Genomic DNA, 21194 nt, shown 5'->3' on the forward strand with positions numbered 1-21194 from the left:
TCAATCGCGGTGTTTCTGGCGGATCAGGTCGCGCACCAGGAAACGGCTGGGGTTGACGGCATCCATGATGCTGCTTGGCAGCGGCGCCGGCTCGTCGTTCAGCAGGCTGGCGATGATTTCGCCGGCCAGCGGCGCGGTGACCATGCCGCGCGAGCCGTGGGCGGTGCTGACATACAGCCCCCTGATCAGCGGCGCTTCGGCGGTCAGCTTCAGCGAAGCGTCGCGTGCCAGCGGCTGGTAGCAGTCGAGGAAGGCGTCGCGATCGACGACGGCGCCGACCATCGGCAGGTAGTCCGGGCTGGTACAGCGCAGCGCGGCGCGGCCGTGGCACTGTGCCGCGGTGATGCCGTCACCACCCAGTGCCTGGTACAGCTGTGGCGCCATGCCGGCCAGCATCGCCAGGTTCTCGGTGTGCTCGGCATCGTTGGCCGCCAGGTCTTCGTATTCGAACTTGAAGGTGGCGCCGAGGCAGTGCCGGCCCTGGCGTGCCGGGGCGATATAACCCTCGCCGCACAGTACGGTCTGCAACTGGCCGCTGGCGGCGGTGGCGGCCAGCTCGGTGACCTGGCCGCGGATGCGCTTCACCGGCAGGTAGTAGGTCGGGTCGAATTGCATGGTGTCGTTGGCGGTGGCGACCACGGCAATGCTGCCGATCGCCAGCGGATCGCTGCTGCCCATCGCCACCCAGCCGCCATCGGCCGGGTTTTGCGCCAGCTCGGTCACCGCTTCCCCCAGGCGCAGGGTGATGTTGGGGTGCGTCAGCAGCGTGTTGACCAGGCTGGGCGGGTTCAGCCAGCCGCCCTGCTCGAAATAGAGCCCGCCTTGGCTGACCTCGATGCCGGCGATGGCGGAGGCTTCGGCGGCATCGACGCGGCGCAGGATGTGCGGCGACAGCCCGGCGGCGGCCAGGCCTTGCTGGCGTTTCTCTTCGGCGGCGTCGCCGGCCAGCTGCAGCACGCCGCAGCGCCGCCACTGTACGCCGTCTTCCGGCAGCAGCTGGCTTAGCGTGCGCAGGGTGTAGCCGTAGCCGGACAGCACCAGCTGGGTCAGCGGGGTGAAGTGTGGCGACAGCTTGGTGTACAGCACGCCCTGCGGGTTGCCGGAGGCTTCCTGCGCCGCCAGCGGGTGGCGGTCGAGCACGGTGACCTGCCAGCCGCGGTTGGCCAGGCTGCGCGCGACGCTGGCTCCGGCGATGCCGGCGCCGATCACCACCGCGCTGCGCTCGCTGATGGTTTGTTGCGGGAGTGCATACCATGGCGCGCGCCACTCGGCGTGCGGCGGGTGCTGCAGCTGACCGCGTGTCATGTCCCGCTTCTTGCCATGGCCGGCGACTTTCTCGATGCTGAAGCCGGCGTCCTCCAGCCCGCGGCGCACGATGCCGGCGCTGGTGAAGGTGGCCAGCGTGGTGCCGCGGTGCGACAGCCGTGCCAGCTGCTGGAATAGAGCCGGCTGCCACATCTCCGGATTCTTGGCCGGGGCAAAGCCGTCGAGGAACCAGGCGTCGATGCGCGCCTCCAGCTGCGGCAGGGTCTCCAGCACGTCGCCGATCAGCAGCGTCAAAATCACGCGGCCGTCTTCCAGCACGAAACGGTGCCAGCCCGGCGCCATGGCGTCGTATTGCTGTTGCAGCGCCGCGGCCTGGGTGGCCAGCTCCGGCCACATCGCCTGTGCCTGCGTCAGGTCGGCGGCGGTGAGCGGGTGTTTCTCGGTGCTGACAAAAGACAGCCGCGCGCTGGCTGGCGCGTGCTGCAGGAAGCATTGCCAGGCGACCAGGAAGTTCAGGCCGGTGCCAAAGCCGGTCTCGCCGATGCTGAACAGCTGTTCCGGCGCCAGCGCCGCGAAACGCTGCGGCAGCTGGTTGTGCTCGATAAACACGTGACGCGTTTCATCAAGGCCGCTTTCCCGGGAAAAGTAGACGTCGCCGTAATCGGCGGAAACGGGTTGACCGGTGCTCCAGTCAAGACGGGCGGGCGGAAAAGCTTGGCTCATGATGGGGTGCTGACTTCGCGAATGGCCGGTGCGCAACCGGGCAGGGGTCTGTAAATGGCTGGGCGCTATTGTCCGGCAGCCGGACGGTCGCCGCAAGGTTGGCCGCAGGCGGATTGCGGCCAACCTTGTGTTGCCGCAAATAAAAAGAACCGCACGGTGATGCAGCACGCGTGCGGTTTACAAGGACAGCTCGGGGGAGAGGCCGCTCAGCTGGCACTCTCCTGCAATTGGCTCAGGATCTGCGGGTTTTCCAGCGTCGACACGTCCTGCGCGATTTCCTCGCCGCGGGCGATGGAGCGCAACAGGCGGCGCATGATCTTGCCGGAGCGGGTTTTCGGCAGGTTGTCGCCGAAACGAATGTCGTCCGGCTGCGCCAGCTTGCCGATCTCGTGCGCTACCCAGTTTTTCAGTTCAGCGGTCAGGCGCTTGGCTTCTTCGCCGGTCGGGCGCGGGCCTTTCAGTACCACAAAGGCGACCACCGCCTCGCCCTTGACCTCGTGTGGCTTGCCGACCACCGCGGCTTCCGCCACCAGCGGGTTGGCCACCAGTGCCGATTCGATTTCCATGGTGCCGAGGCGATGGCCGGACACGTTCAGCACATCGTCGATGCGGCCCATGATCCAGAAGTAGCCGCTTTCGTCGCGGTTGGCGGAGTCGCCGGCGAGGTAGTACTGGCCGTTGAACTCTTCCGGGAAGTAGGTGCTCTTGAAGCGCTCCGGGTCGTTCCAGATGGTGCGCACCAGCGACGGGAACGGCCGCTTGATCACCAGGAAGCCGCCCTTGCCCGGCTCTACCGGGGCGCCGGACTCGTCGACGATGTCGGCCATGATGCCGGGCAGCGGCAGGGTGCAGGAGCCGGGCTTGGTGGCGATGGCGCCGGGCAGCGGCGCGATCATCGCGGAGCCGGTTTCGGTCTGCCACCAGGTGTCGACGATCGGGCAGCGCTCGCCGCCGACCATCTCGTAGTACCACATCCACGCCTCGGGGTTGATCGGCTCACCGACGGTGCCGAGCAGGCGCAGGCTGGACAGGTCGTACTGTTTCGGCAGTTCGGCGCCGAGCTTGATCAGGGTGCGGATCGCGGTCGGTGCGGTGTAGAAGGTGGTGACCTTGTGCTGCTCGATCATGCGCCAGAAGCGGCCGGCATCGGGATAGGTCGGCACGCCTTCGAAAATGACCTGGGTGGCGCCCATGCCCAGCGGACCGTAGCAGACGTAGGAGTGGCCGGTGATCCAGCCGACATCGGCGGTGCACCAGAATACATCGCTGGGCTTGTAGTCGAAGACCCAGCGGAAACTGTTGAGGGCGCCGAGCAGGTAGCCGGCGCTGCTGTGCTGGATGCCTTTCGGACGGCCGGTGGAGCCGGAGGTGTACAGGATGAACAGCGGATCGTCGGCCTGCATCCATTCCGGTTCGCAGGATTCCGGCTGGCCGTCGATCAGCTTGTGCCACCAGATGTCGCGGCCGTCGTGCCAGGTGCTGGCGCCGTTATTGGTGCGCTGGTAGACCACGGTGGCGATCACCGTTTCGCTGCCCGGCATCGCCAGCGCTTCGTCGACCATCGCCTTCAGTGGCACGATCTTGCCACCGCGCAGGCCTTCGTTGGCGGTGACCACTACCTTGGCACCGGCATCCTGGATGCGGTCGTGTACCGCGCCGGCGGAGAAACCGCCGAATACCACCGAGTGAATGGCGCCGATGCGGGCGCAGGCCTGCATCGCGACGATGGCTTCGATCACCATCGGCATGTAGATCACCACGCGGTCGCCTTTGCTGACGCCCAGCGACTTCAGGCCGTTGGCAAACTGGCAGACGCGGCGGTGAAGCTCGGAATAGGTAACGCGGGTGACGTCACCGTCATCCGCTTCAAAAATGAGGGCAATCTTGTTGGCGTTGACGGCCAGATGGCGATCCAGACAGTTGTAGGAAACGTTGAGCACGCCATCGTCGAACCATTTGAAGAACGGTGCATTGCTGTCGTCCAGCACGCGCGAGAACGGCTTTTTCCAGCTGATCAGCTCTCGCGCCAGATCCCCCCAGAAGGACAGGTAGTGATCGTCGGCCTGTTCGCACAGCGCGTAGTAGGCGTCCGGCCCGGAAACCGTGGCCTTGCGGCGGAAGTCTTCTGCCGGGTCAAAGCTGCGGGTTTCGCGCAGGATGGAGTCAAGAGTAGACATAAAGCGTTCCTTGCAAACATGATTCGCGGACAGCAACTGGCCGCACCCGTACGGGTGCGGCCATTTTTACACGACTCGCTTAGTGTTTGGATGCACCTGCGGCACCAATACCGGTCATCGAGCGTACGAACTGTGCTTCGAACTTGGCTTTTTCTTCAACCGCCGACTTGGACTTGTCGAGTACCGAGATCAGCCAGGTGAACACGAAGGCCAGGGTGATCGAGAAGATCGCCGGGTTCTTGTACGGGAACAGTGCGGTTTCGTGCTTCAGCACGTCTACCCATACCGCCGGGCCCATCACGATCAGGCCAACTGCGGAGATCAGGCCGATGAAGCCGCCGACTACCGCGCCGCGAGTGGTCAGGCCTTTCCAGAACATGGACAGGAACAGTACCGGGAAGTTGGCGGAAGCGGCGATCGAGAAGGCCAGGCCAACCATGAAGGCGATGTTCTGCTTTTCGAACAGCAGGCCGAGCAGGATCGCGATCACGCCCAGTACCACGGTGGTGATCTTCGAGACACGGATCTCGTCGGCTTCGTTGGCTTTGCCCTTCTTGATTACGGAGGCGTACAGGTCATGCGATACCGCCGATGCACCGGACAGGGCCAGACCGGCAACCACCGCCAGGATGGTGGCGAAGGCAACTGCGGAGATGAAGCCGAGGAACAGGTCACCACCAACCGCGTTGGCCAGATGGATCGCCGCCATGTTGCTGCCGCCGATCAGCTGGGTCACTTCCTTGCCGTTCTTGACCACGGTTTCCATCATCGATGGCTGTTCCAGCAGCAGCATGATTGCGCCGAAACCGATGATGAAGGTCAGGATGTAGAAGTAGCCGATGAAGCCGGTTGCGTAGAACACCGATTTGCGGGCTTCCTTGGCGTCGGACACGGTGAAGAAGCGCATCAGGATGTGTGGCAGACCGGCGGTACCGAACATCAGTGCCAGGCCCAGCGAGATCGAGTCGATCGGATCAGCCTTGCCCGGTGCCATGATTTCGGCGCCTTTGGCGTGGATGGCGACCGCTTTCTGGAACATCATCTCAGGGCTGAAGCCAACGGTGGCCAGTACCATGAACGCCATGAAGCTGGCACCGCCAAGCAGGATGACGGCCTTGATGATCTGAACCCAGGTAGTAGCCAGCATGCCGCCGAAAGTGACGTACATCACCATCAGGATGCCAACCAGGATCACCGCGGAGGAGTAGCTCATGCCGAACAGCAGCTGGATCAGCTTGCCGGCACCAACCATCTGCGCGATCAGGTACAGCGCCACCACCACCAGGGTGCCGGTCGCGGCAAAGGTCCGTACCGGCGTCTGTTGCAGACGGTAGGAGGCCACGTCGGCAAAGGTGAACTTGCCGAGGTTGCGCAGGCGTTCAGCCACCAGGAACAGGATGACCGGCCAGCCGACCAGGAAGCCGATGGAGTAGATCAGGCCATCGTAGCCCTTGTCGAACACCATTGCCGAGATACCGAGGAAGGAGGCGGCGGACATGTAGTCACCGGCAATCGCCAGACCGTTCTGGAAACCGGTAATGCCACCACCGGCGGTGTAAAAGTCACTGGCGGAGCGGGTGCGTCGCGAGGCCCAGTAGGTAATGCCCATGGTGAACGCGACAAACAGGAAGAACATGATGATGGCGTGCCAGTTGGTCGCCTGCTTGGTGACTTCGCCTTCAAAGGCGCCGGCGGCCAGTGCCAGAGCCGGCAGGCCGGTCAGCGCGGTGGCGCAGAGGGTTTTCGTCCAGCTTTTCATTGTTTGGCATCCTCGACGATTTGTTGGTTCAGTTGGTCAAACTCGGTATTGGCCTTGCGCACATAGATGCCGGTCAGGACGAATGCCGAGATGATGATGAAAATGCCAACCGGAATGCCGACCGTAGTGGTTCCGCCCGACAGCGATGCACCAAGCACATTAGGTGCGAAGGCCAGCACCAGGATAAAACCGTAGTAGATAGCCAGCATCAGGATACTCAGCTGCCAGCCAAGGCGGGTCCGCTTGTGAACAAGCTCTTTGAATTTGGGGTTGCTTTGTACCCGTGTAAGGATATCTTCATTCATCGTTGTCTCCTCCCATTTCTCGCCGGCCGCAAGTGCGGTTAGCGTGTGCCTGCAATCTAAAAGTCGACTCGCCGATGTGGCTAATCGTTTTTTCTGATAACAGGAATTAACGTCACCGTTTTTTTCGAGAATTTTTCTTTTTTATTAGGTACTTGCGTTCGAGTATTTACTTTATTGATGGAGGATATCAGCAATCGTTATCCAGCTTTTTGTGTGCATGCCTTGTGGGTTGGTGGGGAACTTGTACAAAATGGCCAAAAACCCGCCTTTGCGATGCAAAAGTAGCGCGCCCCCAGCCGATCAGGAGAGTCGTCCAGCATGGAAATCTACCAACTGCGCACCTTTGTTACGGTGGCTCAGCAAGGCCATCTGACTCAGGCCGCCGAGCTGCTTCACTTGTCGCAGCCGGCGGTAACGGCGCAGATCAAGGCCATTGAAGAAGAAGTCGGCATGTCCTTGTTCGAGCGCACGGCAGGTGGGGTGGTGTTGACGCTGGCAGGGCAGGAGCTGCTGCCCCGCGCGCAGGACATTCTGGTGTCGGCGCGGCAGCTGCTGGATCATGCCCGCAGCCTGAAGGGGCCGCTGACCGGCAAGGTGCAGATCGGCATCGCGCTGACCCCGGACGTGCTGCGGGTCGGCCCCTGGGTAGCCGGCCTTGCCGAGCGCTTTCCCTTGCTGGAGGTGTGCCTGCACCAAGGCGTGACCGGCGACGTGCTCAATGCGGTGCGCAAGAAAGAACTGGACGCCGGTTTCTATCTCGGCAAAAACCCCTACGTCAACGTGCACACCCTGTTGTTGACGCAGCTGCGCTTGCGCATCGTGATGCCCAAGGGCTGGCTGGCACGGATCAATGCGGCCAACCCCAAGGAGCTGGGACGTCTGCCGTGGGTCGGCATTTCCCAGTTTTCCAGCCTGTCGAAGATCGTGTCCGAGCTGTGGCGGGAGCTGAACATCGCCCCGAAAAAGGTATCGGAATGCGACAACCTGTTTACCGCTTCCGAGCTGGTGCAAGCGGGTGTCGGCCTCGCCTTGCTGCGCGAGGAAGATGCGCTTCGCGCCGCCGAGCGCGGCGTGGTCGATCTGGTGCCGGAGATCGTGAAGATGGCGGAGCTGCAGTTCGTCTATCCGGCCGACCGGGCCGACGACCCGATTCTGCAGACGCTGGTAGCCGGCCTGCAGCCGGTGTGGGGTCTGAACAGCAACCTTGTTGTCTGATGTCGTCTTACCTTATCCAAGGGCATACCATGGCAACGGTTTTTCAGCAGTATCTCGATGCGGTGCAGACCAATCAGCAACGCATGTTGGCCGCACAGGCCGATTGCTGGCGCAGCTGGTGTCAGCTATCGCCGCCGACCGCTGGTGCACCGGGCCTGATCGGGCAACTGGATGCGCCGATGATGTCGAGCGCCTCGGTATTGCAAGCCTCTGCCGATGCGCAGCATGACCTGCTGCTGGTGCTGGAACGCTGGTTTGGCGAACAGCAGAAAACCTGGTTGCGGCACTCGCCGTTGCTCTCGGCGGCACCCTGTGCGCTGCCACTGGACCTCGGCTTTTCCGGCTACCTGATCGCGTCGCGTGCCAGCCGCCAGATCCAGCATTTTGCTTCCACCCGCTTTTCCTATGCCACGCTGTCCGCGGTGCGTGGTGCCCAGCACGCCTATCGCAAGTGTCGCAATAACCCTGTTGCCGCTTCGGTGTTTTATCCGCGCCCGGCAGTCTAGAATGGCGTGGCCGTGTCTGAGTCTTGCTTGCCAGGCCGTCGTTCAGTCGTTCTGCTGCGGATTTCCTTGCCCGTACATTGTTGCCTGCCGTGGTATTGCCGAGTTACATGAGCGCAGTCCGCTTGCAGCGTCGGGGCGTCATATTTAACCGCTTCCGTTTGTTGGCGTTGACCCGTGTCGGATTGTCGGCTTGTGCGCCATACGCCAAGCCGGCCCGAAGCGGATGCTGCCGCGAGCCGCGGCAGACTGGCCGGTTAGCGTCCGCGGCTGAGCGAGCCGATGGTGGCGCCGAGCAGGATCAAGGCGCCGGCAATCCAGGTAATGGTGTTCAGTTCGCCCAGCCCGCTGACCGCCAGGATCAGGGTGGAGAGCAAGGGGGTGAGATAGGACAGTGCGCCGATCTGTTTCGGGTCGCCTTCCTTCATCGCCTTGTCCCACAGGAAGAACGATGCGCCCAGCGGCCCGATCCCCATCAGCAGCAGTGCCAGCCATTCCTCGTTGTTGGGAACGATTGCCGGCTCGAACAGCCAGTGGCAGAGTGCGGCAAGCAGGCTGGAAAGCAGGCAGAAGCCGCCGACCGCCGCGTTAGGGAACGGTGGCAGCTTGCGAGTCGCCAGGCTGTAGCTGGACCAGGTGAAGGCCGCGGCGATCGCGAACAGGTAGCCGATCGGCAGGCTGTCGGCAAAGTCGAATTGACCCTTGCTGACAATCAATACCGCGCCGCAAAAACCGATCGTTGCCGCCAGGATGTGGCGGCCGGTCAATTTGCCCAACCCGAACAGCGGACTAAGCACGACAATCAGCAGTGGCCACAAATAATTCAGCAGATTGGCTTCCAGTGCCGGTGCGGTGCGAAAAGCGGTAAACAGCAGGCAGTGATAGCCGAAGATGCCGGCGACGCCAATCAGCAGGGTGCGCGGTGCCACTCGCCAGTCGCGGATGCGGTGAATGGCGAGCAGGCTGCCAATAAAAAGCGCTACGGCGGTGACCAGAAATGGCGGCAGGCGCTGGGTAAATGCCCCTAACGCGGCTAGGGAAGACCACAGTAAAATAGCGAGTAATGCTGGCAGTAAAGTGAATTTTTTCATCCGCAAATCATAACGTGGCGGGCGTGGAATGGATAGCCGGCCGACGGACATTTACGGGGCGTAATGAGGCCCGTAATTCAGAAAGGAACAGTAATGAACCAGTCGCAGGTATTGGCTTATTTGAGTCAGCATGGTGCCATGCTCGATGCCGATGGTGATGTGGTGTTGGCCAGTGGCGAGAGCCGGCAAGATTTGTCATTCGAGCAGGATGGCCATGCCGTGCTCACCCAGTTTGTTTTGTTGAAAGTACATGGCGACGATGCTGAATCGTTCCTGCAGGGGCAATTTTCTTCCGACGTAAAATTACTGGATGGCAGTGTGGCGCAATGGAGCAGTTATTCCAATGCCAAGGGCCGGATGCAGGCCAGTTTCCTGTTGTGGCGCATTGAGCAGACCTTTTTTCTGCTGCTGCGAAAAGATATTGCCGAGGCTTTTCGTCGCCGCCTTTCCATGTTTGTCCTGCGTGCCAAGGTGAAAGTCGAAGTGGTCGACAGCGTGATTGTCGGCGAATATCTGGCCGCAGCGGAAGCTGGCCGCCCGGCTTTTGAACCGGCCTTGGCGGGTACTGCCGAGCACGCGGTGGTGTCGATTGGCGAACAGATCCGTATTACCTGCCTGGGGGCGGAAGAGGCCGCCGCGCTGCCGCAGTTTGCCGGCAAGCTGCTGGCCAGTCGCCTGTTTGACGCCTTTTTTATCCGTGCCGGTATTCCCTGGGTGTCGCAGGCAACCTATGAGGCATTCGTGCCGCAAATGGCGAATCTGGACCTGATCGGTGGTATCAGTTTCCGCAAGGGATGTTATCCAGGTCAGGAAATTGTGGCGCGTACCCAGTATCTCGGCAAAGTGAAACGCCGCATGTTTGTGGTGGAAGTAAATGCCGACGAGTGTACGGCCGGCATGGATGTGCAGGTTGAGGCAACCGGTGAGCAGGCCATCGGCAAGGTGATGCTAAGCGTGCCATTGACAGCAAAAAAATATCTGGCACTGGTGGTGATGCAAATCTCGGCCTGGGCGGGGCAGCCTTATCTTGCCGGTGTGCCGCACTCGCAATTGTTGCGGCTGGAGGCGCCGTATTTAATCCCTGATTTGCAAGAGGGTTAATTCAGGATTTAATATAGTGCTTGACGCAGAGCGGCTGGTAATCTAATTTTCGGTATATTCTGGCTGGCTTTGTTTATTGAAGGGGGTTTTAAATGGATTTGAGTACACTCGATTTTGCCGAATTGCTGCAGCTGAAAAATGACGTTGATGTTGAGGTTCGCCGTCGCGAAGTGGAAGAAAAAGCCAAAGCCAAGAAACAGATTCTTGAAATTGCCAAGGCTTATGGCTTCAGTGTTGAGGATGTGCTCGGCGGCAAAGTGGCACCAACGGCCAGTGGCCGCAAACCGGTAGAAGTCAAATACCGTCATCCGAACGATGAATCGCTGACCTGGACCGGTCGCGGTCGCAAGCCGTTGTGGGTTGTCGCACTGCTGGATTCCGGTATTGATCTGGATAGCTTGCGCGTATAAATGAGCTGACGGGTTGTGGATAGCAAAACGCCGTGTGCAAACACGGCGTTTTCTTTTGCAGCGGAACATTCACGATTCATTATAGAATGCGCTGGTAATGAGAGCCTGCTTGATTGTGTGAGTGCTTAACTTCGGTTTAGGTCATGGCAAAACTGGATTTTTTTTCGTTCGGCGATAAACGCAAATCCCATCCTCTTGATGACGTCAAGTCGGTAACCGAGTGGTACGCCGCGACCCAGCGGGAGTTTGCTGCCGGTAGCCATGACCAGATCACCAAGCTGCTGTCGCAGTTCAATCAGGATATCGATAGCCCGAGCGTCGCCACGCTGGAGGCCATCATCGAGCTGGACCGGCTGGGACACATCGTGCACCAGCAGTTGTGCGCCCAGTACCTGAGCTCCAAGCTGTTGCCGGCCATCGAGCTGCAGCAGCGGGCGCAAATCCTGTCCTATGGCCGCCAGCTGGTGGCTGCCTTCCAGCGCTTCATGAGTTTCGATCCCGAGGGCGAGGAAGCGCCGCAGATCCGCCTGCTGTTGCCGCTGGTAATCGGCAAGATGCTGTTTTACCTCACCGAGAATGCGCTGTGGCATTACTACCGCCATGCCTCGCTGGACGAGGTGATGTGGAGCAACGTCAACCAGCTGTTCCGTTATGCCGAAGAACAGGCCATTGATGCGGTGCCGTTGCAGCTGTTCCCCGGCGAGGCAACCACGACCATTCATGACCTGTACCTGGCGTTCCTGATGACCTCGCTGCTGAACAGCGGCAACCTGACTTCCCGCCAGATTCATCTCGCCTATCAACTGGCACTGATGCTGTCCAACCGCATGACGTTGTCCCGCGACCTGTCCGGGGAGAGCAGTTTCATCGTCAATATCCAGCATGCGTCTCCGCCGAGTCGTGCGCACAATGTGCCGCAACTGCAGGGTATTCGCGTCTGGTCCACCACGGAGCTGGTTGATCAGCTGAATGCCTGGCTGGCGGTGTATGACGGCGGCACCACGCCACAGGCGCTGCGCGAGCGTTTCAGCCGGGGTGTTGATCCGGGCCTGCTGCGCTTCCTGGTGCGGGAGTGGGCGGTCAAGCCGTTCCGCTTCGAGCGTGCGGAGCGGGTGCCGGTGGCCAGCAAGCAGCTGGAGGTTGGCCGCCTGCTGAGCGGGGTGCACCGGCTGGTGCGCGAGTATGAGGAATTCCTGGCACAGGGTGATCGCCAGGAAAGCCCGTCGGTCAGTGTCGAAGAGGTTGCCGAAATCCGCATTTACGGTTTCCTGACCGGGCGCCGTCGTGAAAAAAACGTGGCCCAGGACGAGGTGGTCAAGATCGCCACCGGCACCGAGTTGCAGTTGTGGGATATCGAGAACCAGAGCGACAGCGGTCTGGGAGTGTCCTTGCCGGCGGCAGGCGCGGAGTGGCTGTCACTGGGGGCATTGCTGGCGACGCGAGAGGCCGGGCAGCAGGCTTGGAGCCTGAGCATCGTGCGTCGCATCAAGCGTGACGACAAGGAGCGCATGTACCTCGGTTTGCAGCTGCTGAGCTCGCGGCCGGTGGCGGCGTACACCAAGGCGGAGAACGGTCGCAATGCCGATCCGACCCTGCCGGTCGGCATGGTATGGAATCAGGGCGAGATCGCCCTGTTTGCCTCGGCGATGAAAGGCGGCGTGAAGTGCAACACGCTGCTGATTCCGCTGTTCAGCTACGCACACGGCAAGAAGCTGCAGATGTTTGCCAAGAACAAGGGCTTTCTGGTGGCGCTGGGGCGAGTGCTGGAAAAGGGCGCCGACTGGTGTCAGGTGGAGATCGAGCTGATCCGGCAGCTGTAGTCGCTGCCACCAAATAAAAAGCCACGATGCGGATCGTGGCTTTTTTATTGCGTACCGTGCTGCTGCTTCAGCGCAGGTCTTTCAGCACGCCGTAAATGGCGCTCAGGCTGGCTTCGCCAAGACGCAGGCTGCGCTGGCCATTCCAGCCGAAGTCGTCGTCCGGCAGGTTGTCGTTGTCCTTGAACGGCATTTCCAGGGTATAGGCCAGGCAGTTGAACTGGTTGCCGACCCAGGCGGTCGCCATCGCAAGGTTGGCCGCACCGGGGGCGTCCTTGTCGTAGCCGTGCTCGTCCTGGAAGTCGGGCGATGCCACACGCAGCTGTTGCTTGAATGCGGTTTCCAGTGCCGCGATGCGTTCGTTGTAGCTGGGTACGCCCTCGGTGCCGGCGACAAACACGTACGGAATCGCTTCGTCGCCATGGATGTCGAGGAACAGGTCGACGCCGGTTTCCAGCATCTTGTTGCGGACATGAAACACTTCCGGACTGGTTTCCAGACTCGGATTCAGCCATTCGCGGTTCAGGTTGGCACCGGCGGCGTTGGTGCGCAGGTTGCCGAGAATGGCGCCGTCCGGGTTCATGTTCGGCACCACGTAGAAGGTGGCTCGGTCCAGCAGTGCGCGCGAAGTCGGGTCCTGGGTGTCGAGCAGGCGGGTGAGCAGCCCTTCGACAAACCATTCCGCCATCGTTTCGCCGGGGTGCTGGCGGGCGATGACCCAGATCTTGAGGTCAGACTCGACCTCGTGGCCGATGGTCAGCAGGTTGACGTCGCGTGCCTGCACCGTCGAGCCGAGGTCGGACACCTGGCACAGGCCGGAGCTTTGCGCCATGCCGATCAGGTTCAGGTGCTGCTCGTGCGAGTACGGCTCGAAGTAGGCGTAGTAGATGCTGCCGGCCAGCGGGACGTGCTCGATCACCAGATCGTCGCCGTCCAGGTAGGTCGGCACGCGGAACCAGTTGACGCGATCATAGGATGCCACCGCCTGGTAGTCTTCCCAGCCCTTGGGGTAGGCGGTTTCCTTGATGTTGAGGAAACGCAGCTTGCACAGCTCGTAGGCGGCACCCTGCAGCCGGAAGTAAAACCATTGGGCAAAATCGGAGGCATTATCTTTGCGGATGCGAAGCTGAATGTCTTCAAAGTTATTGAGTGCGATAACCTCGATACTGCCGGCGTCGAAATTGCTGCTGATTTTCATGCTGCGGTATGTCCGTCTGTTACTGGTAGCCGGTTATTGTAACGCGTTGCGCTGCCGGCGGCACGCTTGCCGTGGCCGCGCACGGCGCCATGAAAAAACCTGCCACGGGCTAGCGGTGGCAGGTTGTGCTGGCCTTGCGGCGCAATGGCGTATTTCAGGCTGCGGACGAGCGCTTGGCGGCGGTTTTCACGGCATCCACGGTGGCGCTGTTGGCGGCCTTGACGCTGGAGTCGGCAAACTCGGCAACTTGCTGTGCGGCCTTGGTCATCGAGTTGATCGCGGCGGCGCCGGCGGCGATGCCCGATTTCAGTGCGTTGACGGCGGTTTCGGAACCGGCAGGTGCATTCTTGCTCAGCAGGTCGATGTTGCTGATCACCGACTTGTTCAGCTCGTTGAAGTTGCTTTCCGCGATCTTGCCCAGTTCGGCCTGGGTTTCGGACACGATGTCGTACACGCTGCGCGAGTTGGCGACAGCCTGTTCCAGATTCTGGGTGGCCAGCTTGTTCAGGCGGGTCAGGGCTTCCTGTGGTGTTTTCAGGCTGCTCAGTTCGCGGGTCAGCTTGACGTTTTCTTCCAGCGACTGCTTGGACAGCTCGAAATTGAGCTTGACCAGGCGTTCAGTACTGTCCAGAGAGATTTGTGCGGCGCGGAACAGTGCCTCAAAACCATTCAGGGACAGTTTGCTCAGTTGTTCGGTTGGATTGATCATTTGGGATACCCTCACTCGCTGTTGATGTAACTCGGTCTGGTCCGGTGTGTCGTCATTGTTGTTGTACTTTTTTTGTCGCATCATACCGGTCTGTTGCGCTGCACAATGACAATTTGATAGTAGCGTAACTTCGAAATCGGTGCCTAGAAGTTTTGCTCTACCGTGTTGCATTTATGATAATGTGGCGCCACACAACAGAAAAATAAGCTGGGAGTGTTACATGAGTGTTGAAAAACGGGTCATCAAGAAGTACCCCAACCGCCGTTTGTACGATACCGCCACCAGTTCCTACATCACACTGGGCGATGTGAAGCAGCTGGTGCTGGATAATGTGGATATCCAGGTTGTGGACGCGAAAACCCACGATGACATCACGCGTGGTGTGCTGCTGCAGATCATTCTGGAAGAGGAGAACGGCGGCTCGCCGATGTTCAGCTACGAAGTGCTGACCCAGTTCATCCGTTTTTACGGCCAGGCGATGCAGGGCATGATGGGGCCGTTCCTGGAGAAAAACCTGCAGCTGTTTACCCAGCTGCAGTCGCGCATGCAGGAGCAGGCCAAGACCATCTACGGTGACAACCCGATGGTGAACGCCAAGATGTGGGGAGACTTCCTCAACTTCCAGGGCCCGGCAATGCAGAACATGATGACCAGCTATCTGGACCAGAGCACCAATATGTTCCTCGACATGCAGAACCGCATGCAGGAACAGGCGCGCACCATGTTCAGCGGCTTCGGCTTCCCGGCCTACCCGCCTAGTCGCGACGACGACAAGAACCCGCCGAAGTAGTTTTTTTCCCGCGCGGTTTTTTCTATAATGTGCAGTTCACAGCCGGACGTTGTTGCAACGTCCGGCTTTCTGTATTGAATTTCTTCAAGGTTGTGTCCCATGTCGCACGTTGCACCAAAAGTAGGGTTTATCAGTCTGGGCTGTCCGAAGGCGGCCAGCGATTCCGAGCAGATCCTCACCCGCCTGCGTGCGGAGGGCTATGAAATTTCCGGTACTTACGATGGCGCCGATCTGGTAGTGGTCAACACCTGTGGCTTCATCGATGCTGCGGTGCAGGAGTCGCTGGATGCCATCGGCGAGGCGCTGACCGAAAACGGCAAGGTGATCGTCACCGGCTGTCTCGGCGCCAAGGGCGACGTGATCCGCGACAACCATCCGTCGGTACTGGCCGTCACCGGCCCGCACGCCACCGACGAGGTGATGGGGCACGTGCACAATCACCTGCCGAAGCCGCACGACCCGTTCGTCGACCTGGTGCCGGACATCGGTGTGCGCCTGACGCCGAAGCACTACGCCTACCTGAAAATTTCCGAAGGCTGCAACCATCGCTGCACCTTCTGCATCATCCCGTCGATGCGCGGCGACCTCGACAGCCGCCCGATCCAGAACGTGCTGGCGGAAGCCGAGAACCTGGCGAAGGCCGGCGTCAAGGAGCTGCTAATCATCTCGCAGGACACCTCGGCCTACGGTGTCGACGTCAAGTACAAGCTGGGCTTCCACAACGGCCGCCCGGTGAAGACGCGCATGACCGAGCTGTGCGAGGAGCTGGGCAAGCACGGCATCTGGGTGCGCCTGCACTATGTCTATCCGTACCCGCACGTCGATGAAGTGATTCCGCTGATGCGCGACGGCAAGATCCTGCCCTACCTGGACATTCCGTTCCAGCATGCCAGCCAGAAAATCCTGAAGCTGATGAAGCGGCCGGCCAACAGCGACAACGTGCTCGGCCGCATCAAGAAGTGGCGCGAGATCTGCCCGCAACTGGTGATCCGTTCCACCTTCATCGTCGGCTTCCCCGGCGAGACCGAAGAAGACTTCGAGGAGCTGCTGGCCTTCATCCGCGAGGCGCAGCTGGATCGTGTCGGCTGTTTCACCTACTCGCCGGTGGAGGGCGCGGCCGCCAACGAGCTGCCGGACCCGGTGCCGGACGCGGTGAAGGAAGAGCGCAAAGAGCGCTTCATGGCGGTGCAGGCCGAGATCAGTGCCGCAAGGTTGGCCGCACGCATCGGCCAGCGCCTGCAGGTGCTGGTCGACGAGATCGACGAGGACGGCACTGCGGTCTGCCGCAGCTACGCCGATGCGCCGGAGATCGACGGCCTGGTGTTCGTCGAGGACGCGACCGGCCTTGCGGTCGGTGATTTCGTCGAGGTCGAAATCGTCGATGCCAGCGAGCACGACCTGTGGGGCGAGCGCGTGTAAACGCTCCCCGCTGATGGCCAACGCGGCGCAAGGTGCAGACCTTGCGCCGTTTTTTATTCCTGCTCAGTTTTTTTGAACATGGGCTGCAGTTTTTTGTGCTTTTTTATCGAATGGCCGGTTTGTATAGTGTTTCCATCAACCCCAGACCAGGAGCCACCCCATGACCGACCCGCAATGGCAATCACGAACCGTCGAACAGCAAGTCAGCGGCATGCCGACTTCGGACGGTGCCGGCGTCAAGCTGACGCGCGTACTGACGCAAAACCTGCAGCGGCGGCTGGACCCGTTCCTGATGCTGGATGAATTCCGCTCCGACAATCCGGGCGACTACATCGCCGGTTTCCCGTCGCATCCGCACCGCGGCTTCGAGACGGTGACCTATATGCTGGCCGGGCGCATGCGCCACCGCGACAGCGGCAATAACGAAGGCCTGCTCGGGCCGGGCGGCGTGCAGTGGATGACCGCCGGCCGCGGCGTGATCCATTCCGAGATGCCGGAGCAGGAGGACGGGCTGATGCACGGCTTCCAGCTGTGGATCAACCTGCCGGCGGCGCGCAAGATGATCCCGGCCGCCTATCGCGACATCCCGGCGGCGGAGATTCCGCTGCTGCAGGAGGCGGACGGCGTCGCGGTGAAGGTGATCGCCGGCCAGTACCGCTCGCAGGCGGGGGCGATCCGGCAGCCGGATACCGAGCCTCTGTATCTTGACCTGCAGCTGCCGGCGGGCGGCTCGCGCGACATCGATATCGCAGCCGGCCACAATGCCTTTGTCTACGTCTACCACGGCAACGTCAGCATCGCCGGCGTCAACGTGCCGCAGCAGCGCATGGCGATTCTCGGCAACAACGGTGACGGCGTGCGCCTGCACAGCGACGACGGTGCCAGCGTGCTGGTGCTGTCCGGACAGCCGCTGCGCGAACCGATTGCACAGTACGGGCCGTTCGTGATGAACACGCGCGCCGAGCTGGAGCAGGCGTTTGCCGACTACCAGCAGGGTCGTTTGGCTTGATGCAGCACAAGGTTGGCCGCAGGCGTTGCGGCCAACCTTTTCTCCATTCGCAACCTTTTTTCTATTCAGATAGATGCGGAGTTTTTCCATGAGTGCCATCAGCCAGCGTATTGAACCGCGCCAGCAGGACATCGGCTTTGTCGTGCGGCGCCTGTTGCCGGTGCGCGGTATGCGCAGTGTCGGACCGTTCGTGTTTCTCGATCACATGGGGCCGGCGTATTTCGTCGCCGCCGGCACCGCTGGCGACGTGCGCCCGCATCCGCACATCGGTCTGGCCACCGTGACCTACCTCAGCCAGGGCGCGATGATGCACCGCGACAGCCTGGGCACGGTGCAGCGCATCGAGCCGGGCGCCATCAACCTGATGGTAGCCGGGCGCGGCATCGTCCATTCCGAGCGCATTCCGGCCGACATCCGGGCCGCCAACGTGGCGGTGGAGGGGCTGCAGATGTGGCTGGCGCTGCCGCAGGCGCAGGAGCGTTGCGCACCAGCGTTCTATCACTACCCGGCGGCCGTGTTGCCGCAGCATGACTTCGAACGCGGCAGCGTGCAGCTGCTGATCGGCAACGCCTTCGGCATGGTGTCGCCGGTGAAAACCTTTGCCCCGACACTGTATGCCGCCTGGCAGTTGCAGGGCGGTGGCGTGCTGTCGCTCCCGCAGGACGTGGCCGAGCGCGCGCTGTACCTGATCGAGGGTGAGGTGCAGGTCGACGGCGAAGTCATCCGCGCCGGCGAATTGGTGATATTGTCCGACAGTGCGCGCGAGTTGCGTGCCAGCGCCTGCGTGCAGGGCGTGCTCTTTGGCGGCGCAGCGCTGGATGGGCCGCGCTACCTGGACTGGAACTTCGTGGCCAGTGACAAGGCGCTGCTGGCGGCGGCGCGGGACGATTGGCAGGCCGGCCGCTTTGCCATGGTGCCCGGCGAGAGCGAGTTCATCCCGTTGCCGGTGTGAGCGGCGGGGCGGGCGACGCCGAACGACGGATCAGGCTTTTGTCATGAATTGGCGGGTTTTTGCGTGAAGGAATAACCCTGCTTGTGGTAAGATTATTTCCTATTAATCATTATCAAATGACGGTGTTCAGTATAAATAGTTACTGCACCGTCTAACGAATGTCTGGAGCTGATTGCGTGTCGTTTTCCCGGTCCGTCGAGTCTATCCTGTCACGCCAGGTACTGAGCTGCCTGCCCACCGCCACGGTGAGCGAGGCGGCTTTTGCCATGTGCCGTGAGCGCTGTGGCGCCATCATCGTGATGGAGGAGGGCGGGCAGCCGGTCGGGGTGTGGACCGAGAGCGACGCGGTCCGGCTGGACCTGCAGCAGCCGGGGGTGGCCGCGACGCCGGTGGCGGCGGTGATGTCGTCGCCGGTGCGCACCATTGCCGCCAATGCCACCATCCAGGAAGTCACCGCGCTGCTGCACAAGCAGCGCATGCGCCATCTGGTGGTGACCGAGCCGGGCGGCGACCGCGTGATGGGCGTGGTGTCGACCACCGACATCGTCATCAATCAGGAAGCCGAGTTTTTCCTGCGCCTGAAGCGACTGGATGCGATGGTGCATGTGCCGCTGGCCACCATCGCCGCCACCGCCGATATCGGTGCCGCCACCCGGCTGATGCGCGAGCACAAGGCCGAGGCGCTGGGCGTGACCTACGCCGACGGCAGCTGGGGCATCCTCACCCAGCGCGACATGCTGCAGCACCTGGCGCAGCCGCGCGGCGGTCTGACGGTAGCCGATCTTGCCAGCCATCCGCTGCGCACGGTGCCAGTGCACATGACCCTGCTGGCCGCGCGCAAGGTGCTGCTGGAGCACCAGCTGCGCCATCTCGGCGTCACCGACGGCAGCGGCCAGCTGCTGACCATCATCGGCATGTCCGACATCCTCGCCACCATCGAGCAGGAATTTCTCGCCGAGCTGCATCACGCGCTGCGCGAGCGCGACGAGGCGCTGCTGCGCTCGCGGCAGAGCCTGCTGATGGCGGACAAGGTGTTCGAGTCGACGATGGAAGGCATCGTCATCACCGACAGCAAGGGGCTGATCCAGTCGGTCAACCCGGCATTTTCCCGCATCACCGGCTACTCGCGCGACGAGGCGATCGGCCATACCCCGGCCTTGCTCAAGTCCGGGCGCCAGTCGGCGGATTTCTACGAGCACATGTGGCGGCAGCTGAAGAGCGACGGTTTCTGGCAGGGCGAGGTGATCAACCGCCGCAAGAACGGCCTGCTCTATACCGAACACCTGACCATCACCGCCATCGGCGACGATCAGGGCGTGACCCAGCACTACGTCGCCGTGTTCGCCGACATCACCCAGCGCAAGCAGGCGGAGGAACGGCTGCATTTCCTCGCCAACCACGATGCGCTGACCGGGCTGCCCAACCGCACCCTGTTTGCCGAAAAGCTGCAAGCGGCGGTGGAGCAGGCGCGCGAGCAGCAGCAGCGCTTTGCGCTGATGTTCATCGATCTCGACCGCTTCAAACTGATCAACGACACGCTGGGGCACCAGGCCGGCGACGAGCTGCTGGTGAAAATCTCGCAGCGGCTGCAGGAAGAGGCGCCGGGCAGCAGCACCGTGGCACGCCTGGCCGGTGACGAGTTCACCATCCTGCTGCCCAATAGCGGCAGCCTGACCACGCTGGCCAGCATGGCGCAGGATATTCTGGACAGCATTACCGGCGAGCTGGTGCTGGGCGGCAACAGCAAGGTGTTTGTCTCCGCCAGCCTCGGTATCGCGGTGTTTCCCGATGACGGTCGCACCGCCGACAGCCTGCTGGTCAATGCCGATGCCGCGATGTACCGCGCCAAGAACCGCGGCAAGAACACCTTCCAGTTCTACACCGCCGACATGAATGCCAGTGCCATGGCACGGCTGAAGCTGGAGTACAGCCTGCACCGCGCGCTGATCAAGGACGAATTCCAGGTCTGGTACCAGCCCAAGGTCGATCTCGCCAGCGGTGCGCTGGTGGGCATGGAGGCGCTGATCCGCTGGCAGCATCCGGAAATGGGCTTTGTGCCGCCGGTGGAATTCATCCCGGTGGCCGAGGAGTGCGCGCTGATCGTGCCGATCGGCGCCTGGGTGCTGCAGGAAGCCTGCCGCCAGACCAAGCTGTGGGCAGACCGTTGCGGCTTTGGCGGCCGGGTGGCGGTCAACCTGTCCGGGCGCCAGATCAAGTTCGGCAATATCGTGGAAACGGTGGCGCAGGTGCTGCAGCAGACCGGGCTGCCGCCGTCGCAGCTGGAGCTGGAGATCACCGAAAGCACGGCGATGGACAGCGACGGCGAGGTGATGAAGGCGCTGGAAGGGTTGCGCGCGATGGGCATCACGCTGGCGATCGACGATTTCGGTACCGGCTATTCCTCGCTGGCCTACCTCAAGCGCCTGCCGGTGCAGGTGCTGAAGATCGACCGCTCCTTCATCAAGGATCTGGATCGTGACAAGGACGATGCCGCCATTGCCTCGGCGGTGATTTCGCTGGGTCGCAGCCTGGGCTTGTCCATCGTGGCCGAGGGCGTGGAAAGGCCGGCCCACCGCGAGTTCCTGATCGGTCAGGGTTGCCATCAGGCACAGGGCTACCTGTTCGGCAAGCCGCAAACCGCCGCCGACTTCCTGCACCTGCTGTGCTAGCCGTCCCCCGCCGGGCCCGGACGCAAAAAAGCCGACGCGATGCGTCGGCTTTTTGCTGCAAGGTTGGCCGCAATGCTTGCG

At 61.7% G+C, this 21194-nt stretch carries 17 protein-coding genes; 10 read left to right on the plus strand and 7 right to left on the minus strand.

Annotation, left to right across the window (positions count from 1 at the left end; translation table 11 throughout):
• The 4 genes from mnmC to ACG97_RS11090 all read right to left on the minus strand — a co-directional run bounded on the left by mnmC (position 1) and on the right by ACG97_RS11090 (position 6230).
• A complete protein-coding gene (mnmC, locus tag ACG97_RS11075; protein ID WP_047967422.1) occupies positions 1 to 1989 on the minus strand; it encodes a bifunctional tRNA (5-methylaminomethyl-2-thiouridine)(34)-methyltransferase MnmD/FAD-dependent 5-carboxymethylaminomethyl-2-thiouridine(34) oxidoreductase MnmC in 1989 nt (662 codons plus the stop codon).
• 206 nt (positions 1990 to 2195) lie between these two features.
• Positions 2196 to 4166: an acetate--CoA ligase gene (gene acs, locus ACG97_RS11080; protein WP_047967423.1), complete on the minus strand. Its 1971-nt coding sequence runs from the start codon at positions 4164 to 4166 to the stop codon at positions 2196 to 2198.
• Between the two features lie 79 nt (positions 4167 to 4245).
• On the minus strand, positions 4246 to 5925 hold the full coding sequence (locus tag ACG97_RS11085; RefSeq protein ID WP_047967424.1) for a cation acetate symporter: 1680 nt from the start codon (positions 5923 to 5925) through the stop codon (positions 4246 to 4248).
• Complete coding sequence (locus ACG97_RS11090; RefSeq protein ID WP_047967425.1) at positions 5922 to 6230, minus strand: DUF485 domain-containing protein; 309 nt, start codon at positions 6228 to 6230, stop codon at positions 5922 to 5924. Before ACG97_RS11090 ends, ACG97_RS11085 begins: the two co-directional genes overlap by 4 nt.
• 318 nt (positions 6231 to 6548) lie before the next feature.
• Between ACG97_RS11090 and ACG97_RS11095 the strand changes: the two genes are divergently transcribed.
• Positions 6549 to 7445 (plus strand): LysR family transcriptional regulator, encoded by an 897-nt coding sequence (locus ACG97_RS11095; protein ID WP_047967426.1) that lies wholly within the window; start codon positions 6549 to 6551, stop codon positions 7443 to 7445.
• 29 nt (positions 7446 to 7474) lie between these two features.
• The gene (locus ACG97_RS11100; protein WP_047967427.1) at positions 7475 to 7951 is read left to right on the plus strand and encodes a hypothetical protein; all 477 of its coding nucleotides are present in this window, start codon (positions 7475 to 7477) and stop codon (positions 7949 to 7951) included.
• Between the two features lie 254 nt (positions 7952 to 8205).
• Here the strand turns inward: ACG97_RS11100 and ACG97_RS11105 are convergent, their stop codons facing one another.
• On the minus strand, positions 8206 to 9039 hold the full coding sequence (locus ACG97_RS11105; RefSeq protein WP_047967428.1) for a DMT family transporter: 834 nt from the start codon (positions 9037 to 9039) through the stop codon (positions 8206 to 8208).
• 93 nt (positions 9040 to 9132) lie between these two features.
• Here ACG97_RS11105 and ACG97_RS11110 point away from each other — a divergent pair, with 93 nt between their 5' ends.
• From ACG97_RS11110 to ACG97_RS11120, 3 genes are all read left to right on the plus strand, one after another.
• Entirely contained in the window at positions 9133 to 10140 is a 1008-nt protein-coding gene (locus ACG97_RS11110) for a folate-binding protein YgfZ (RefSeq protein WP_047967429.1), read from the plus strand.
• Between the two features lie 92 nt (positions 10141 to 10232).
• Complete coding sequence (locus tag ACG97_RS11115) at positions 10233 to 10550, plus strand: H-NS family nucleoid-associated regulatory protein (protein WP_047967430.1); 318 nt, start codon at positions 10233 to 10235, stop codon at positions 10548 to 10550.
• Between the two features lie 143 nt (positions 10551 to 10693).
• The gene (locus tag ACG97_RS11120; protein WP_047967431.1) at positions 10694 to 12370 is read left to right on the plus strand and encodes a hypothetical protein; all 1677 of its coding nucleotides are present in this window, start codon (positions 10694 to 10696) and stop codon (positions 12368 to 12370) included.
• Between the two features lie 67 nt (positions 12371 to 12437).
• Here the strand turns inward: ACG97_RS11120 and ACG97_RS11125 are convergent, their stop codons facing one another.
• Entirely contained in the window at positions 12438 to 13565 is a 1128-nt protein-coding gene (locus tag ACG97_RS11125; protein ID WP_047967432.1) for a M14-type cytosolic carboxypeptidase, read from the minus strand.
• A gap of 154 nt (positions 13566 to 13719) precedes the next feature.
• The gene (locus ACG97_RS11130) at positions 13720 to 14274 is read right to left on the minus strand and encodes a phasin family protein (RefSeq protein ID WP_047967433.1); all 555 of its coding nucleotides are present in this window, start codon (positions 14272 to 14274) and stop codon (positions 13720 to 13722) included.
• Positions 14275 to 14494: 220 nt separating this feature from the next.
• Here ACG97_RS11130 and phaR point away from each other — a divergent pair, with 220 nt between their 5' ends.
• From phaR to ACG97_RS11155, 5 genes are all read left to right on the plus strand, one after another.
• Positions 14495 to 15064, plus strand: a complete 570-nt coding sequence (phaR, locus tag ACG97_RS11135) for a polyhydroxyalkanoate synthesis repressor PhaR (RefSeq protein ID WP_047967434.1) — start codon at positions 14495 to 14497, stop codon at positions 15062 to 15064.
• Positions 15065 to 15163: 99 nt separating this feature from the next.
• Entirely contained in the window at positions 15164 to 16483 is a 1320-nt protein-coding gene (gene rimO, locus ACG97_RS11140; protein WP_047967435.1) for a 30S ribosomal protein S12 methylthiotransferase RimO, read from the plus strand.
• Positions 16484 to 16643: 160 nt separating this feature from the next.
• Positions 16644 to 17492, plus strand: a complete 849-nt coding sequence (locus ACG97_RS11145) for a pirin family protein (protein ID WP_047967436.1) — start codon at positions 16644 to 16646, stop codon at positions 17490 to 17492.
• An 88-nt stretch (positions 17493 to 17580) separates the two neighbouring features.
• Complete coding sequence (locus tag ACG97_RS11150) at positions 17581 to 18444, plus strand: pirin family protein (RefSeq protein WP_047967437.1); 864 nt, start codon at positions 17581 to 17583, stop codon at positions 18442 to 18444.
• Between the two features lie 176 nt (positions 18445 to 18620).
• Complete coding sequence (locus tag ACG97_RS11155; RefSeq protein ID WP_238377320.1) at positions 18621 to 21113, plus strand: EAL domain-containing protein; 2493 nt, start codon at positions 18621 to 18623, stop codon at positions 21111 to 21113.
• Positions 21114 to 21194 lie beyond the last annotated feature (81 nt).

The sequence above is a fragment of the Vogesella sp. EB genome (genome assembly GCF_001037925.1).
Taxonomy (GTDB): domain Bacteria; phylum Pseudomonadota; class Gammaproteobacteria; order Burkholderiales; family Chromobacteriaceae; genus Vogesella; species Vogesella indigofera.

What these genes read in the sequence shown, in the direction of transcription:
- ACG97_RS11115 (WP_047967430.1), top strand. Translation starts at nt 10,233, where the DNA reads ATGGATTTGAGTACACTCGATTTTGCCGAATTGCTGCAGCTGAAAAAT.
- ACG97_RS11120 (WP_047967431.1), top strand. Translation starts at nt 10,694, where the DNA reads ATGGCAAAACTGGATTTTTTTTCGTTCGGCGATAAACGCAAATCCCAT.
- ACG97_RS11100 (WP_047967427.1), top strand. Translation starts at nt 7,475, where the DNA reads ATGGCAACGGTTTTTCAGCAGTATCTCGATGCGGTGCAGACCAATCAG.
- ACG97_RS11095 (WP_047967426.1), top strand. Translation starts at nt 6,549, where the DNA reads ATGGAAATCTACCAACTGCGCACCTTTGTTACGGTGGCTCAGCAAGGC.
- ACG97_RS11110 (WP_047967429.1), top strand. Translation starts at nt 9,133, where the DNA reads ATGAACCAGTCGCAGGTATTGGCTTATTTGAGTCAGCATGGTGCCATG.
- rimO (WP_047967435.1), top strand. Translation starts at nt 15,164, where the DNA reads ATGTCGCACGTTGCACCAAAAGTAGGGTTTATCAGTCTGGGCTGTCCG.
- ACG97_RS11105 (WP_047967428.1), bottom strand. Translation starts at nt 9,039, where the DNA reads ATGAAAAAATTCACTTTACTGCCAGCATTACTCGCTATTTTACTGTGG.
- ACG97_RS11145 (WP_047967436.1), top strand. Translation starts at nt 16,644, where the DNA reads ATGACCGACCCGCAATGGCAATCACGAACCGTCGAACAGCAAGTCAGC.
- ACG97_RS11085 (WP_047967424.1), bottom strand. Translation starts at nt 5,925, where the DNA reads ATGAAAAGCTGGACGAAAACCCTCTGCGCCACCGCGCTGACCGGCCTG.
- ACG97_RS11130 (WP_047967433.1), bottom strand. Translation starts at nt 14,274, where the DNA reads ATGATCAATCCAACCGAACAACTGAGCAAACTGTCCCTGAATGGTTTT.
- phaR (WP_047967434.1), top strand. Translation starts at nt 14,495, where the DNA reads ATGAGTGTTGAAAAACGGGTCATCAAGAAGTACCCCAACCGCCGTTTG.
- acs (WP_047967423.1), bottom strand. Translation starts at nt 4,166, where the DNA reads ATGTCTACTCTTGACTCCATCCTGCGCGAAACCCGCAGCTTTGACCCG.
- ACG97_RS11125 (WP_047967432.1), bottom strand. Translation starts at nt 13,565, where the DNA reads ATGAAAATCAGCAGCAATTTCGACGCCGGCAGTATCGAGGTTATCGCA.
- ACG97_RS11150 (WP_047967437.1), top strand. Translation starts at nt 17,581, where the DNA reads ATGAGTGCCATCAGCCAGCGTATTGAACCGCGCCAGCAGGACATCGGC.
- ACG97_RS11090 (WP_047967425.1), bottom strand. Translation starts at nt 6,230, where the DNA reads ATGAATGAAGATATCCTTACACGGGTACAAAGCAACCCCAAATTCAAA.
- mnmC (WP_047967422.1), bottom strand. Translation starts at nt 1,989, where the DNA reads ATGAGCCAAGCTTTTCCGCCCGCCCGTCTTGACTGGAGCACCGGTCAA.